The sequence below is a fragment of the Thermogemmatispora tikiterensis genome, assembly GCF_003268475.1.
GTDB classification, from domain to species: Bacteria; Chloroflexota; Ktedonobacteria; order Ktedonobacterales; family Ktedonobacteraceae; genus Thermogemmatispora; species Thermogemmatispora tikiterensis.
The window spans coordinates 5,836,204-5,850,878 of sequence record NZ_MCIF01000002.1 but is presented as its reverse complement, the minus strand read 5'-3'; the positions used below and the strand labels follow the sequence as shown (position 1 = coordinate 5,850,878).

The following is a 14,675-nucleotide window of genomic DNA, read 5'->3' as shown; positions in this document are numbered from 1 at the left end:
TTGGTCCAGCCCAGCCCGGGCCCGCCCGCGCTAGGTCCGTTCAGCGGCAGCAGGCGCGGGCGCCTGGCCCCAGCCACCACCGCCGGGCGAGGCGATCACCAGCCGATCGCCCGGCTCGGCGCGGAAATGCACCTTGCCCGGCAGCAAGGTCACCTCGCCATCGCGGCGATAGAGCCAGTTCTCTCCGCAGCGCCCCGGCTCACCCCCCTGCAGGCCATAGGGCGGCAGGCGGCGCCGCTCGGTCAACAGCGTCACCTCTGCGGGCGCCTCAAAGCGAATCTCGCGCAGCAACCCATCGCCCCCACGCGCCTTCCCCAGGCCACCCGACCCATCGCGCAGAGCATAGCGCGTCACACGCATCGGATAAGCGTACTCAAAGGCCTCCACCGGCGTATTCAAGGTATTGCTCATATGGGTATGCACCCCTGATAGCCCATCGAGGCCCGGGCGGGCCCCCATACCACCCCCCATTGTCTCATAGTAAGCAAAGGGCTGCTGCGTCCGCGGATCGATGCCGCCAGCGGCAATATTGTTCATCGTTCCCTGGCTGGCCGCCGGCACCACCTCCGGCAGGGCCTGGGCTAAAGCCCCAAAGATGGCATCGACCAGGCGCTGCGACGTCTCGACATTGCCCTGCGCCACCGCCGCCGGCGGACGCGCATTCACCACCGAGCCCCGCGGCGCGATCACCGTCACCGGCGCAAACGTCCCGTGATTCATCGGCGCATCTTCCGGCATCAAACAGCGCACCACATAATAGGTCGCCGAACGCGCCACCGAGGCCACCGTATTGACATTGCCGCGCACCTGGGGCGCGCTCCCCGTAAAGTCCACCGTCAACTCGCTGCCACGCACCGTCACCGTCACCGCAATCGGAATACACTCCCCCGTGACACCGTCATCATCCAGATAGTCGGTAAAGCGATAGGTGCCATCGGGAATGGCGGCAATGGTGGCCCGCGCCATGCGCGCTGCATAGTCGATGAGCGCCTCGACATGCTCCTCCAGAGCTGCCAGGCCCCAGCGATCGACCAGCTCCTGCAGGCGGCGCGCCGCCGTCCGATTGGCCGCCACCTGAGCCGCCAGGTCGCCGCGGCGCTCATCCGGCGTGCGCACATTGCGCAAGAGCAGCGCCAGCAAAGCTCGATTGGGCTGGCCCGCCTCCCAGAGCTTGAGCGGCGGAATAATCAGCCCCTCCTGATAGATCTCGGTCGCCAGCGGCATCGATCCCGGCGCCATCCCCCCGACATCGGCATGGTGAGCCCGATTGGCAGCAAAACCGATCAGGCGCTGCTCTTCCTCAACCTCCACAAAGATCGGCGCAATCAAGGTAATATCGGGCAGATGCGTGCCCCCCAGAAACGGATCGTTGAGGGCGATGATATCGCCAGGCGCAAAATGGTCGAAGGCCACCAGGGCCTCGGCCACCGAATCGGGCATCGAGCCAAGATGGACTGGGATATGGGCCGCCTGGGCCACCAGGCGCCCACGGGCATCAAAGAGGGCGCAGGAGAAGTCGCGCCGCTCCTTGATATTAGGCGAGTAGCTGCTGCGCATCAGCACGGCCCCCATCTCCTCGGCAATGGCCGTCAAGGCGCTGCGAAAGATCTCCAGACTGATGGCATCTACCATACGTGCGACCCCTCCTCAGCAAGCTGGGCCTGAGCCGCCTGCGCGGGCTGACGGCGCTGCTGCTGAAGCTGCTGCGCGTCCGTCGGGCCATCGCTGGCCAGCTCAATTAAGAGATTGCCAACGGCATCGACGCGCGCCCGCCAGCCTGGCGGCACCACGGTCGTCGTGTCGTATTGGGTGACAATGGCTGGACCGACGAACTGCACCCCCGGCACCAGCGCGCTCCGCTCATAGATAGCCGCCTCGTGCGCCAGCGGCCCGGCCTCGCCGGCGAAAATGACTTGACGCCGCTCCAGCGGCTGAACCACCGCCTCTGGCTGCAGCGGCTGGCGCTCCAACACCGGCGGCTCAACCAGGCCGCGCGCCTTGAGACGGACGTTGACCACCTGCACCGGCTCGTTGGGATCGCTGTAGCCAAAGCGACGCTCATGGGCCAGATGGAACTGCTGAGCCGCACGAGCACAGTCGCCCCCGTAGGGAATGGTCAGCTCGTAGGATTGGCCAACATAGCGTAGATCGAGATAGCGCTCGATCTGGATCTGCTCAGCCGCGAAGCCCTCGGCCAGCAGATCGGCCCGCCCCTGCTCTTCCAGAGCAGCGAGCGCCCCCTCGATCGCCGCCTGGGCTTGCTCCTGATCGATCGGCAGCATCAGCGTACGCACATAGTCCTTGAGAACATCAGCCACCAGCATACCAAGGGCCGAGAGCACCCCCGGGGCTGCCGGGATGAGCACGCGCGGGATCGAGAGGGACGCCGCCAGCTCACAGGCATGCAAAGGACCAGCCCCGCCAAAAGCCACCAGCGTAAAGTGACGCGGATCAAGCCCACGCTCAACCGAGATCAGACGAATGGCTGCCTCCATATTGGCGTTGGCGATACGCACAATGCCGAGGGCCGCCTCCTCCAGCGACGTGCCCAGGCGCTCAGCAATCCGCCCCACGGCCTGACGCGCCAGGGCTATATCGAGTCGCCGGCTGCCGCCGAGAAAAGCCTCGGGCAGTAGACGCCCAAGTACCACGTGAGCATCGGTCACCGTCGCCTCCGTGCCGCCGCGTCCGTAGGCTGCTGGTCCAGGCACAGCCCCCGCCGAGCGCGGTCCCACGCGCAGGGCACCGCCCAGATCGAACCAGGCCAGGCTCCCCCCACCAGCACCTACCGTATGGATGTCAATCATCGGCAGCTTCGTCGGATGGCCCCCAATGCGCCCATCGGTCGTCTCCGTAATCGCCCCATCGACCAGCGAGACATCGGTCGACGTTCCCCCGATATCGAGGGCGATCAGACGCTCAATACCGGAAGCGCGGGCTACAAAGCGCGCCCCCACGACGCCCGCCGCCGGACCGGAGAGCAGCGTCCGCGCCGCCTCACGTCGCGCCATCGCGCTCGAAATCGAGCCGCCGTTTGATTGCATGATGCGCAGGCCCGTGCCCGCTGGCAGCGCCTGCTCCAGTTGGCCTAGATAGCGATCGATCAGCGGCCCCACATAGGCATTGAGCACGAGCGTACTGGTGCGCTCGTACTCGCGAAATTCCGGCAGGACCTCCGCCGAGGCCGAGACGTACCAGCCCCGCTGACGGGCCGCCTCGGCTACACGCCGCTCATGGGCTGGATTGGCGAAGCTAAAGAGCAGCACCACGGCCACCGCCTCCACTTCTTCGCGCTCCAGGGTGGCCAGGGCCTCTTCGAGTGATCCCTCATCCAGGGGAATGAGCACCTCACCGCGCTCATCGAGCCGCTCGACAACCTCAACCCGCCGCGCCCGCGGCACCAGCGGCGGCACCTTCTGCACGCGCAGATTGTAGAGGCTGGGCCGCGTCTGCCGCCCGATCTCCAGCACGTCGCGGAAGCCCGCCGTGGTAATCAGACCGGTGCGGGCTCCTTTGCCCTCCAGCACAGCATTGGTGGCCACCGTCGAGCCATGCACCAGCGTGCGCAGGCGCGGCAACGCTCCCAGCTCCTGGAGGCCCTCCAGAATGGCCTGCGACGGATCATGCGGGGTCGAGAAGACCTTATGAACGCGCAGCTTCCCCTCCTGAAAGAGCACCAGATCGGTAAACGTGCCTCCTGTATCAACTCCGGCAAGAATCGCAGTCATTCCTGTACTCCTCGACAGTCCTCTCTCCTCTCCTACGACAAGCAGGCTGGCCTGGCCAGTGCAGCGCTGATGACAGCTGCCCGGCCTCATCGCAGACACTCAGAGCGCGCCCGCGCTTGTGCGCTGGTCGATCTCCTGGTCGCGCCAATCGGTAATAAACATATACCCTGGGGCATGAGTGATAGCAAGCGGCGGCTGACTCTCCATGATCACCGCCTGCGGTGTGACGCCACAGGCCCAAAAGACCGGCACCTCGTCGGGGGCCACCACGATCGGATCGCCCCAGTCGGGCCGGGACAGATCGACAATGCCCAGAGCCGTCGGCTCGCCGCAGTGCACTGGCGCCCCATGCGCCAGCGGATAGCGCGCTGTCACCTCGCTGGCTCGCGCCACCTGATCGCCTTTGATTGGGCGCATGCTCACCACCAGCGGCCCATGCAAGCGGGCCGTGGCCTGACAAGGCCGGCTCGTGCGATACATGGCCACGTTGCGCCCTTCCTCCAGATGACGCAGACGGACCCCGGCCTCCAGCAAGGCGCGTTCCGCCGAGAAGGAGCAGCCAAGCAGGAAGGCCACCAGATCGGGACGCCAGAGCGGGAGGAGGTCCTCCCGCTCTTCGACCAGCCGGCCTTCACGATAGACACGGTAGCGCGGCAGGTCAGTGCGCAGATCGGCCCCGGGCGCCAGGCGGCGCGGCTCAGGGTCGCCGGGGGCCGTCATTTCCAGCAGAGGAAGAGCCTGGGGATTGCGCCGACAGAATTCAGCAAACTCCTCAGCCCAGTCGGCGGGCAGAATTACCAGATTGGCCTGCACATAGCCCAGGGCCAGCCCGGTTGTTGGACGGCGCCAGCGGCCCGCGCGGATCAGCTGGCGCGCCTCCGCCGCGCTCAGGCGAGCGAGTTCTTCCATCTGCATGGCAGTCGTCAGAACCTCCTTTCAGGTCAAGACAACGAGTTAGCGAGGCTCCCCATTCCTAATCGACCGCCACCAGACGCTTGCCGCGCGTCTCCGGCAGCAACAGGAGAGCGATCAGGCAGAGGGCATAAGCACAGGCGCCAAAGCCGATGGCGCCCCCCAGGCCAATAGCTCCCGAGAGGAAGCCAATGATCGTCGGGAAGAAGGCCCCTACGCCACGCCCGAAATTGTAGCAGAAGCCCTGGCCAGCCCCGCGGGCCCGCGACGGGAAGATCTCCGCCAGGAAAGAGCCAAAGCCGCTGAAGATGCCCGAGGCAAAGAAGCCCAGCGGCGCCCCCAGGACCAGCAGCAGGCCATTCGCCCCGGTCGGGATCTGGGTATAGAGGAAAATCAGGGCAGCACTACAAATAGCGTAGATGGCAAAGGTCGGACGGCGGCCTAGCCAGTCGTTGATATAGCCGCTGGTCACATAGCCCACGAAGGAGCCGATAATGACCACCGCCAGGTAGGGAGCGCTGCCCACCACCGAGAGATGGCGCACCGTCTTCAGGAAGGTTGGTAGCCAGGTAAAGATCGCATAATAGCCGCCCTGGGCCCCAATAGCCAGCAAGGTTGCCGGCAGCGTGCGCCCAAGCAGGTCCGGCTGAAAGATTTGCAACAGCGAGCTGCGCGTACTACGCACCTGGCCCCCGGCAGTCTGCTGCTCGGCGGCGCGCGTCTGCACAAAGACCTCCGGCTCTGGCACACGCGAGCGCACATAAAGGGTCATGAGGCCCGGCAGAATGCCCAGGCAGAAGGAGATACGCCAGGCGATCGAGGCCGGGAAGAAGGAGAAGACCAGGGTATAGGCGATGAGGGCCAGGCCCCAACCTACAGCCCACGAGCTTTGCACCATGCCGAGCACGCGCCCACGCTGGGACGGATCGGCGACCTCGGCAATCAGAATGGCCCCGGCAGCCCACTCACCGCCGAAGCCCAGGCCCTGCAGCGAGCGAAACAGCAGCAAGAAACCATAGTTGGGCGCCAGGCCCGAGAGGAAGGTAAAGAGCGAATAGACAGCAATCGTCAGCATCAAGGTGCGGACACGCCCGATCAGGTCAGCAAAGACACCAGCCAGGATGCCACCGAAGGCCGAGACGACCAGCGTCACTGTGGCAATCAGGCCCGACTGACCGGTCGTCAAGCCAAAGGCCGCCGCCGTCGCCGTCAGCACGAAGGAAAAGATCTGGTAGTCGAAGGCATCGAGGGCGTAGCCGAGGAAAGCGGCCCAGAAGGCGTGTCTGGAGGAACCGCGCAGGGTGCGATACCAGTCCAGAGAGAGGAGACGGCTACGCTGGGGGGTAGCGAGACTGCTGTGGCCTTGCTCAAGGTTCATGGCAGTGGGTCCTCCCGCAAGTCAGCGAAAGACATAAGGCACACGAGCGCAATGAAGCGACAAGAAGCGAAGCCAGACCAGGCGGGCAAAGGCCACACCCAGGTTGCTGACCTGGCTGGCAGCCGGAGGGCGCAGGCAATCCGGGGCCGCCGCTCGCTTCCATGCCCTTCAGCTCAGCGCTGATTTGATAGAGAAGACAGTACCCGAAGAGAGGCCAGGGCGCCAGCCCAGCGGGAGGACAAACAGGGGTCAATTGCTCCCCTTCTGAGGGGACAAGCGAGAGCAAGCCGTGCACAGACGGGCTGGCACCACCCCCGTCCTGCAATCCTTCAGCCCTTTAGCTTTCCGGCAGCCCCGGCTCGGCACGCAGCTGAGCTGGCGGTGCGAAAAAGTGGCGCAGCACCAGGCTGCCCGCTCCGCGGGCCCAGCTCTCGTAGCCTGGCTTCTTGACCGTCAGAAAGCGCAGGTCGCGACCCATCTGCGCAAAGACATGCTGCTCATAGGTGGTACGCAGCGAATCAAGGAGCAGGTCGCTGACGCCAAGGGAGGTATCGGGGCTGGAGAGAATAATGCACTCGGGATTGAGCAGATTGACTAGATTGGCCAGAGCTACCCCCAGGAGAAGACCAGCACGCCCAATGGCCGCCCGCGCCGCCTCTTCACCTGCTCTGGCACGCGCAATGACCTCGCCCAAGGTCGGCGTGGATGGCTGCCACAGCGGATCAAGCTGCAGCGGGACCGCGCTCGCCGCCTGAACAGCTTCCAGATAATTCTGCACAATACCGCTCTCCGAGACATAAGTCTCCAGACAGCCGCGATTCCCACAGTTGCAGCGCCGCCCATCGAGGGCGACCGCTGTATGACCGAACTCACCCGCCCCTCCAAAGGCCCCACGGTAGAGGTCACCGTTGAGGATCAGACCCAGGCCCACACCGCGCCCAATGGCCACAACCAGCGCATGGTTGTAGGCCCGCGCCAGCCCAAAGAGCTTCTCGTAGATGGCCAAACAGTTGACGTCGTTATCGACAAAGACCGGCAGGCCCAGCCGCTCCTCTAATGGCTCCCTGATCGGCAGCTCCTTCCAGCCGAGAATGTGCGACTGCAGACACCAGCCCCGTTCGGCATCGATCAGGCCACTGAGACCAAGACCCAGCCCAATCACGCGCGCCCGCGGCAGCTCGCCACCGCTTAGCAGCTCCTCAACGCAGGCCGCTATCAGCTCTATGACCCGCTGCTGCTGACCAGCCAGCGTCAACGGCCATTGACGCGCCATCACCAGATCACCCGTCAGATTGACAATGGCCGCCGTCAGCGAATCGGGCTGCGGAATCAGACCAATGGCAAAACCGCCCTCTGGATGCAGCTCCAGCAGCCCGGCCCTGCGCCCACCGGTCGATTCCATCCCTTCGCGCTCCAGAATGAGCTGACGCTCTAGCAGGCTGTTGACGATCTTGATAACCGTCACCTGGCTCAAACCCGAGAGAGCCGCCAGCCGCGGACGCGAGATCGGGGCATGGGAACGAATGAGATTTAAGACAATGCTCTGGTTAATGCCACGGATCAAAAAACGATCCGCCGCCTTCCGAGGTTGTCCCTGCGCGGCCAGTTCCGCCACCGCCTTTCTTAAGTTAGTAAGGAAAATGGTAGCGCAAAAAGCCTGCGGCGTCAAGCTCGAGTTGCTCCTGCCTCTGCGCGCTCCCTCCATCTCAGCGGGCAAATTATCGCCCTTCGCCAGCCCAGTCGTTGCGCTGCTCTCCTCGCCCATTGACAAGCTCCCCGCACCCGACTATACTATCTACTAATCCTATTTTACTTAAGTTACTTACTTAACTTGTCAGCGCCGGAGGCCACCCCTGGGAGGCGGGCGATCAGGAAACCAACCTGTCAGCCGGCGGGCGGGCAAGTTTGGTAAGCGAGCAGAGAAGCACCAGGAAGAGGAGCGTGGCGCAGGCCCGCCCTGCCAGTGACGGCAGCCGGGCCGGACACCCAGGAAGCGCGCTCATCATGGCAGATCGAACTCACCGAGCGCGAAGGAGCGCGGGCAACGTGGCCCACTTGAGCCAAGGCGACGGGTACGGTGCGAGTGGAGGCCCGCCCAGGCTGCTGCGAGAGGGGCCGCAGCCAGCCACGGCGAGCCAAAACCAGCCAGCGTTTGTCTGCCTGCCGACGCGAGGTGAGGCGATGCGATGCAATGCGATGCGATGCAATGCAGATGCGCTGGCCCAAGTACGAGGGCCAGCAATCCAGAGGAGGATCGACGCCTATGCAGACCACCGACGATCGCGACCCCAAGGTCCTGCTGAATCGGCGCCAGTTTGTGCGCCTGGCTGGAGGCGCTACACTTGGATTGGCCGCTCTGCTGAGTGGCTGTGGCGGCGAGTCTGGAGGCGGGAGCAGTGGCTCCGGCTCACTCGCCGTTCACTTCCTCTCGGTCCAGCAAGCTGGCACCGGTTGGCCCCTGGTGCTGCAGACCATCACTACCGACTACGCCAAGACCCACCCCGGCGTTAGCTTCACCGTCGACTACGTCGCTCAGACGAATATCTACCAGAAAGTGCAGCTCCTGGCCGGGCAAGGTGCCCTGCCTCTGCTCTACAACAGTCCTCCCGTCGATACCTTGCTTCAACTGCAGAAGAATGGCCAGGTGCTCGATCTGGAGGCAGCCTTTCGACAACTGGGGGTTCTGGACCAGCTTGTGCCCGCCGCTGTTACCATTGTCAAACAGCTCTTCAACAATCAGCTGCTGGCTCTCCCCTTTGAGCTAAATATCGAAGGCTTCTGGTACAACAAGAGCATCTTCACGCGCTATGGGTTGCAGCCGCCGCAGACCTGGGACGAGCTGGTGAGCCTGGCTGGTCAATTGCAGCAGCACGGCGTTCAGCCCTTCGCCGCCTCGGGCATCCAGGGCTGGCCCTTGACGCGCCTGATCGGCAACTACCTCTTCCGCAAGTATGGCCCCGAGGCCCTGCTGCGCGTCAAAAACGGGCAGGCCAGGCTGACCGACGCTGGCTACGTTGAGGCAGCCCAGGCTGTGGCCAGCCTGGGGAAGCAAGGCTATTTCGGGAAGGGCGTCGCCGAGCTGGATTATGATCCCGCTGAAGATCTCTTCCTCCAGGGGAAGGCCGCCATCTTCTACATGGGTAGCTGGGCCTTGCGCGACTTCAACAATCCGGCCCGCAATAAGATTGGGGCCGAGACCATCGGCTATTTCCCCTTCCCCACGGTGGCCGGCGGCAGCGGCACCAGCGACCAGGCCCCGATGAACGCCGGCCAGACGACCTCTGTCAACCAGGCCAAGTATAACAGCGCCGCCGGCGACTGGTTGGCCTACGTCGCTCGCCACTATGGCGACGTCGCGCTCGCGAAAGAAGGGGCCGTCACCGGTTTCGTCGTTCATCAGCAGCCGGCCTCTGTTCCGGCCTTGACGCGGCTGGTGCTCAATCTGATCAGCCAGGTGAAGCAGCCGGTGCTCTGGTTCGAGGCCCTCTTCTCAACCAAGGCCACCACTCTGTCGCAGCAGAATGCGGCTCCCCTGGTGACCGGAGCGATGTCGCCGCAGGACTTCATGGCCGCTATTCAGCAGGCGCTTGACCAGGGCTAATCTTCCTCTGCACGGCAGGCGCGCGATCCTGGTGTGAGCGCCGCGTTGTGAGGCGCCGGACCTTGCCTTATTCAATCCGGGCTGGGGACGCCCCTTCTCCAGCCTGGTTGTTCGCCCGCCAGCGGCAAGGCCCCGGCGCCTTCCCTCCCACCGTTGCGCGCCAGAGACAGCCATCCTCGGCTCCTGGACTAGGCCCTAACAGGGAGAAGCAAGCAAGAGAGAGAAAGGGAGTGCTCTCCGTATGGAACAGATCTTGCACAACCGGCGGGCGATTGTGCTCCTGATGGGACCGGCTCTACTGGTCTATAGTGGCGTGGTGTTGTTGCCAATCGTCTGGTCGCTGGTCTATACCTTCTTCGAGGGCAATGTTATCGGCGGTTTCCATTTCGTCGGGCTGCAGAACTACCGTCAGCTTCTGAGCGATGCGGCTTTCTGGCAGGCCCTGGTCTTTACGCTGAAGTACGCCGTGACAGTAACGGCTGGTCAGATCATGCTTGGCCTGCTGCTGGCTTTGCTCTATGTGTTCTATCTGCGCCGGGCCTCGGCCCTGGTGCGTACGCTGGTTTTCTTTCCCGTGGTCTTACCGACGGTGGCCGTGGCCCAGCTCTTCGCTAAGATCTTCGCCATTGCCCCGCAATATGGCCTGGTGAATGCCGGGCTGGCGTTGCTGCATCTTGACGGCTGGATTCAAGCCTGGCTCGGTCAGGGATCAACGGCCTTCTGGGTGCTGGCTCTCATGGATATCTGGCGCGCGATGGGGTTCTACGCGGTGCTGCTCTATGCCGGCCTGGTGGAGATCCCCGCCGAGCTGATCGAGGCCGCGCGCGTCGATGGCGCCTCCGGCCTGCGTCTCGTCTGGCACGTGATTCTACCGCTGCTGCTGCCGATCCTGCTCTCAGCCCTGATCTTCAGCATCAATGGAACTCTGAAGGTCTTCGACAGCATCCTGGCCCTGACAGGGGGCGGCCCCGGCCAGGCTACTACGCCGCTGACGCTCTATATGTTCAACACCGCTTTTTCTTATGGCCAGTACGGCTACGGCAGTACTCTGGCAATGGCGCTGGCTGTGCTCAGCCTGATGGTGACCATCGTGATCTTTGGCTCAGCGCGCCGCGATGTGGCCTGAGCCGCGCTTATCAGCTAGCCAGCCTATCTTCTGGTTTAAGGACCTGCGCCAGTTTCAATGTTGTTGCAAGGCAAGAGATAGACAGGGAAGAAACAGACTAAAGAGGGAGGCCGTTTTCAATGATGCGCTCTGATGTGGCTGCCAGATCGTCCCGGCCTGCTCCGGCCCCTGTTTTCACCCGCGTAGCTCGCTGGTCGCCGCGGAGTCGCTCCCAGCGTCAGCCGCGCCGACGCCGTCTGTCCTGGCTACGGCGCCTTCCTGTGCGCCTCCTCCTGTTGCTGCTCCTGACGATCGAGATCTATCCACTGATTTGGCTGCTGCTCTCTTCGTTTAAGGAGGACGCGGAGTTCTCGCTCAGGCCGCTGTGGGCCTTGCCCGCGGGCCTGCACTGGCAGAACTATGTCGAGGCCTGGACCACCGGCAATATCGGCCTCTACTTTCTCAACAGCGTGCTGACTGTCTTTCCGGCGTTGGCGCTGATCCTGGCCCTGAGTGTGCCCGCCGGCTTCGCGCTGGAGGTTATGCGCTGGCGTGGGCGCAATCTCGTGCTGTTGCTCTTCCTGGCGGGTATTATGGTCCCGCTGCAGATTCTGCTGCTGCCCCTGTTTACGATCTATTTTCATCTGGACTTGATCGATACACGCTGGGCCTTGATCATTACGTATACGGGCTTCGGGCTGCCACTGACGGTCTTTCTGATGGCCGGCTACTTCAAGGCTATCCCGCGCGAGCTGCTGGAAGCGGCTATTCTCGATGGAGCGGGTCTTGTGCAATTGTTTTTGCGCGTGGCGGTGCCGCTGGTGAGCAATGGTTTGGTGACGGTGGCCCTGGTACAGTTCTTCTTTCTCTGGAATGACCTGCTTTTCTCGCTGACCTTTATCAGCAACGATCAGCTGCGCACCATTCAGACGGGTCTGCTGAACTTCACCGGCCAGTATGGACAGGTGGCCTGGGGGCCGACGTTCGCCGCGGTGAGTCTGGCGGTCTTCCCGACGTTGCTGCTCTACCTGCTGCTGAATCAGCGTGTGATCAAGGGGCTGACCGCTGGCGCTCTCAAGGGTTAAGCCGCAAGTAAGCGAGTGAGCAGCTCGCGGTCGCTGCCCTTCCGCTGCTGCAATCTCTGTGTCTGTAAGGAGCAACCATGACCGATCGCGAAGGAGATCAGTACGAACACGATCCGGCGCAGGCCGCTGGCGCCGAGATTAGAGCAGAGAGAGAGGCGGCGCTGTACATCCGTCGAGTCCGGATTGAATATCATACAGAGTCGGAGGTCCTGGGCCTGGGTGCCGAGCGCCCCCGCCTGAGCTGGATGGTCGAGACGGAGCGTCCCGCCTGGCGTCAGGCTGGCTATGAGATCGAGGCGTATGACGCCGCTGGCCAGCTCTGGGCGAGCAGCGGCCTGCTGCGCTCGGCTGAGTCGGTGCTGGTGCCCTGGCCCTTTGCTCCCCTGCACTCGCGGCAGCGTTTACAGGTGCGGGTGCGTGTCGAGGGGCAGGATGGTAGCCGCTCGCCCTGGAGCGCGCCGGTCACGTTGGAGGCTGGGCTGCTGCAGCCTTCCGACTGGGAGGCGCGCTTTATTACACCCGACTGGGATGAGGATACGACGCGCCCGCAACCGGCGCCATTCCTGCGCCGCGAGTTCGAGGTGGCGCCAGGGCTGGCGGCGGCCCGCCTCTACATCACAGCCCTTGGCGTTTATGAGGCTCACTTGAATGGGCAGGTTGTCGGCGATCAGGTGCTGGCCCCCGGCTGGACGAGCTACGATCAGCGCCTGCTTTACCAGACCTTTGATGTGACGGCGCTCTTGCACGAGGGGCGCAACGCTATCGGGGCGATCGTGGGCGACGGCTGGTTTCGTGGGCGCCTCGGCTTTCACGGCGGAGGGCGTAATCTCTATGGCGAGCGTCTGGGGCTGCTGGCCCAGCTAGAGCTATACTACGCCGATGGACGCTGTGAGCGCGTCGTCACCGATCTGAGCTGGCGCGCCAGCACTGGCCCTATCCGCGCCAGCGACCTCTACGATGGCGAGGAGTATGATGCGCGCCTGGAACAGGACGGCTGGTCTGAACCGGGCTACGACGATCGCGCCTGGCAAGATGTGCGTCTGCTGGAGTGGGACCTGACACGGCTGGCCGCCCCCGAGGGGCCACCAGTGCGACGCATCGCCCTCCTGGCGCCGCAGGCCATCTTAACCTCCCCGAGCGGGCGCACGATCCTCGATTTCGGGCAGAATGTGGTTGGGCGGCTGCGCCTGCGTGTGCGCGGCGAGGCAGGGCAACAGATTACGCTGCGTCACGCCGAGATTCTCCAGGAGGGCGAGCTGTGCACCCGCCCGTTGCGCACCGCTCGGGCGACCGATCGCTACATTCTGCGCGGCGGCGGCCTTGAGATCTGGGAGCCGCGCTTTACCTTCCACGGCTTCCGCTATGCCGAGGTCAAGGGCTGGCCCGGCTCGCTGCAGGCTGATGACATCCAGGCGGTGATCTGTCACTCTGATCTGGAGCGCACGGGCTGGTTCAGCTGCTCGGAGCCGCTGCTCAACCGCTTCCATGACAATGTCGTCTGGAGCATGCGCGGCAACTTCCTGTCTATTCCGACCGACTGCCCCCAGCGCGATGAGCGCCTCGGCTGGACAGGCGACATTCAGATCTTTGCGCCGACGGCCTGTTTCCTCTACGATTGCGCCGGTTTTCTCTCTTCCTGGCTGCGCGATCTGGCCAGCGAGCAGACGCCGGAGGGCATTGTCCCATTCGTGGTGCCCGATATTTTGCGGCGCATCCCAGCTCTGCCAGAGGGGCGACTGCTGCCGGTGGCAGCCTGGGGTGATGCCGCTGTGCTGGTGCCGTGGACGCTCTACCAACGCTATGGCGATAGCGAGCTGCTGAGGCGGCAATTTCCCAGTATGCGGGCCTGGGTCGATCTGATCGATCGGTTGGCCGGCGCGGAACATCTGTGGCGTGGGAGCTTTCAATTCGGCGACTGGCTTGATCCGGCGGCCCCGCCAGAGAAGCCAGCGGCGGCGCGCGCGGCGCCAGAGGTTCTGGCAACGGCCTACTTTGCTCGCTCAGCCGAGATCGTCTCGCTGACGGCGGGTGTGCTGGGCCTGCGCGCGGAGGAGGCGCGCTATCGAGAGCTGGCCGCCCAGGTGCGGGCAGCTTTCCGACAAGCCTACGTTAGCCCCGATGGGCGCATCTTCAGCGATGCCCCTACTGTCTACGCCCTGGCCTTGCAATTCAACCTGCTGGAGAATGAGGAGCTGCGTCAGGCTGCGGGCCGGCGCCTGGTGGAGCTGGTGCAGGCTGAGGACTATCACCTGTGCACAGGGTTTGTCGGCACACCCTTGCTCTGTGATGCGCTCTGCAGTGTTGGAGCCGCTGAGGCTGCTTTCCGCCTGCTGCTGCAGCGTGAGTGTCCTTCCTGGCTTTATCCGGTCACAATGGGAGCAACAACCGTTTGGGAGCGCTGGGACAGCCTGCTGCCCGATGGTTCGGTCAATCCTGGCGAGATGACTTCCTTTAACCACTATGCTCTCGGCTCGGTGGCCGACTGGTTGCATCGTACGGTTGCAGGTCTGGCGCCCGCGGCACCGGGCTATCGCCGGCTGTTGGTGCGCCCGCTGCCGGGCGGCGGCCTGACCAGAGCTGAGGCTCGCCTGCGTACCCCCTACGGTCAGGCGGAAGTCCGCTGGCAGCTTGTCGATGGTCTCTTTGAGCTGACGGTCGTGGTCCCGCCCAACACGACAGCCAGCATCATCCTGCCGGGCCGCCAGCAGCCCGCTGCCGAGGTGGGCAGCGGTACCCATCGCTGGCGCCTACCCTATCCTGCTGGAGCTGAGGCGGACTCCGTCAGCTCCTAGACTGGAGCCGTGAGCCACCCAGGGCCGAGCACAGGTAGAGATGGGCGGCCTTTCTTCGCGCCGCCTGCTCACCT

General features: G+C 64.1%; 10 protein-coding genes. 5 read left to right on the top strand and 5 right to left on the bottom strand.

Going from position 1 to position 14,675, the window contains the following annotated elements:
* Window positions 1-30 precede the first annotated feature (30 nt).
* The 5 genes from A4R35_RS23275 to A4R35_RS23255 form a co-directional block, all read right to left on the bottom strand.
* Window positions 31-1,632, bottom strand: coding sequence for a hydantoinase B/oxoprolinase family protein (locus A4R35_RS23275; protein ID WP_112433751.1), 1,602 nt, complete (start codon window positions 1,630-1,632; stop codon window positions 31-33).
* Window positions 1,626-3,728: a hydantoinase/oxoprolinase family protein gene (locus A4R35_RS23270; protein WP_112433750.1), complete on the bottom strand. Its 2,103-nt coding sequence runs from the start codon at window positions 3,726-3,728 to the stop codon at window positions 1,626-1,628. The genes A4R35_RS23275 and A4R35_RS23270 overlap by 7 nt, the downstream gene beginning before the upstream one ends.
* Before the next feature lie 99 nt (window positions 3,729-3,827).
* Window positions 3,828-4,637 carry a putative hydro-lyase gene (locus tag A4R35_RS23265; protein WP_112434405.1) on the bottom strand — a complete coding sequence of 270 codons (810 nt, stop codon included), beginning with the start codon at window positions 4,635-4,637 and terminating at the stop codon, window positions 3,828-3,830.
* A 64-nt stretch (window positions 4,638-4,701) separates the two neighbouring features.
* On the bottom strand, window positions 4,702-6,018 hold the full coding sequence (locus A4R35_RS23260) for an MFS transporter (protein ID WP_112433749.1): 1,317 nt from the start codon (window positions 6,016-6,018) through the stop codon (window positions 4,702-4,704).
* A gap of 337 nt (window positions 6,019-6,355) precedes the next feature.
* Complete coding sequence (locus tag A4R35_RS23255) at window positions 6,356-7,582, bottom strand: ROK family protein (RefSeq protein WP_189362246.1); 1,227 nt, start codon at window positions 7,580-7,582, stop codon at window positions 6,356-6,358.
* Window positions 7,583-7,658: 76 nt separating this feature from the next.
* On the opposite strand from A4R35_RS23255, the gene A4R35_RS24460 reads away from it, so the two are divergent.
* The 5 genes from A4R35_RS24460 to A4R35_RS23235 all read left to right on the top strand — a co-directional run bounded on the left by A4R35_RS24460 (window position 7,659) and on the right by A4R35_RS23235 (window position 14,601).
* Window positions 7,659-7,820, top strand: a complete 162-nt coding sequence (locus tag A4R35_RS24460; protein ID WP_189362244.1) for a hypothetical protein — start codon at window positions 7,659-7,661, stop codon at window positions 7,818-7,820.
* Between the two features lie 461 nt (window positions 7,821-8,281).
* Window positions 8,282-9,619, top strand: a complete 1,338-nt coding sequence (locus A4R35_RS23250; RefSeq protein WP_189362242.1) for an ABC transporter substrate-binding protein — start codon at window positions 8,282-8,284, stop codon at window positions 9,617-9,619.
* Window positions 9,620-9,860: 241 nt separating this feature from the next.
* A complete protein-coding gene (locus tag A4R35_RS23245) occupies window positions 9,861-10,745 on the top strand; it encodes a carbohydrate ABC transporter permease (protein WP_112433746.1) in 885 nt (294 codons plus the stop codon).
* A gap of 119 nt (window positions 10,746-10,864) precedes the next feature.
* Window positions 10,865-11,809, top strand: a complete 945-nt coding sequence (locus tag A4R35_RS23240; protein ID WP_223258462.1) for a carbohydrate ABC transporter permease — start codon at window positions 10,865-10,867, stop codon at window positions 11,807-11,809.
* 77 nt (window positions 11,810-11,886) lie between these two features.
* On the top strand, window positions 11,887-14,601 hold the full coding sequence (locus A4R35_RS23235; RefSeq protein WP_112433744.1) for a glycoside hydrolase family 78 protein: 2,715 nt from the start codon (window positions 11,887-11,889) through the stop codon (window positions 14,599-14,601).
* The last annotated feature ends 74 nt before the right edge of the window (window positions 14,602-14,675 follow it).

What these genes read in the sequence shown, in the direction of transcription:
- A4R35_RS23235 (WP_112433744.1), top strand. Translation starts at nt 11,887, where the DNA reads ATGACCGATCGCGAAGGAGATCAGTACGAACACGATCCGGCGCAGGCC.
- A4R35_RS23260 (WP_112433749.1), bottom strand. Translation starts at nt 6,018, where the DNA reads ATGAACCTTGAGCAAGGCCACAGCAGTCTCGCTACCCCCCAGCGTAGC.
- A4R35_RS23270 (WP_112433750.1), bottom strand. Translation starts at nt 3,728, where the DNA reads ATGACTGCGATTCTTGCCGGAGTTGATACAGGAGGCACGTTTACCGAT.
- A4R35_RS23250 (WP_189362242.1), top strand. Translation starts at nt 8,282, where the DNA reads ATGCAGACCACCGACGATCGCGACCCCAAGGTCCTGCTGAATCGGCGC.
- A4R35_RS23265 (WP_112434405.1), bottom strand. Translation starts at nt 4,637, where the DNA reads ATGGAAGAACTCGCTCGCCTGAGCGCGGCGGAGGCGCGCCAGCTGATC.
- A4R35_RS23240 (WP_223258462.1), top strand. Translation starts at nt 10,865, where the DNA reads ATGATGCGCTCTGATGTGGCTGCCAGATCGTCCCGGCCTGCTCCGGCC.
- A4R35_RS24460 (WP_189362244.1), top strand. Translation starts at nt 7,659, where the DNA reads ATGGTAGCGCAAAAAGCCTGCGGCGTCAAGCTCGAGTTGCTCCTGCCT.
- A4R35_RS23275 (WP_112433751.1), bottom strand. Translation starts at nt 1,632, where the DNA reads ATGGTAGATGCCATCAGTCTGGAGATCTTTCGCAGCGCCTTGACGGCC.
- A4R35_RS23245 (WP_112433746.1), top strand. Translation starts at nt 9,861, where the DNA reads ATGGAACAGATCTTGCACAACCGGCGGGCGATTGTGCTCCTGATGGGA.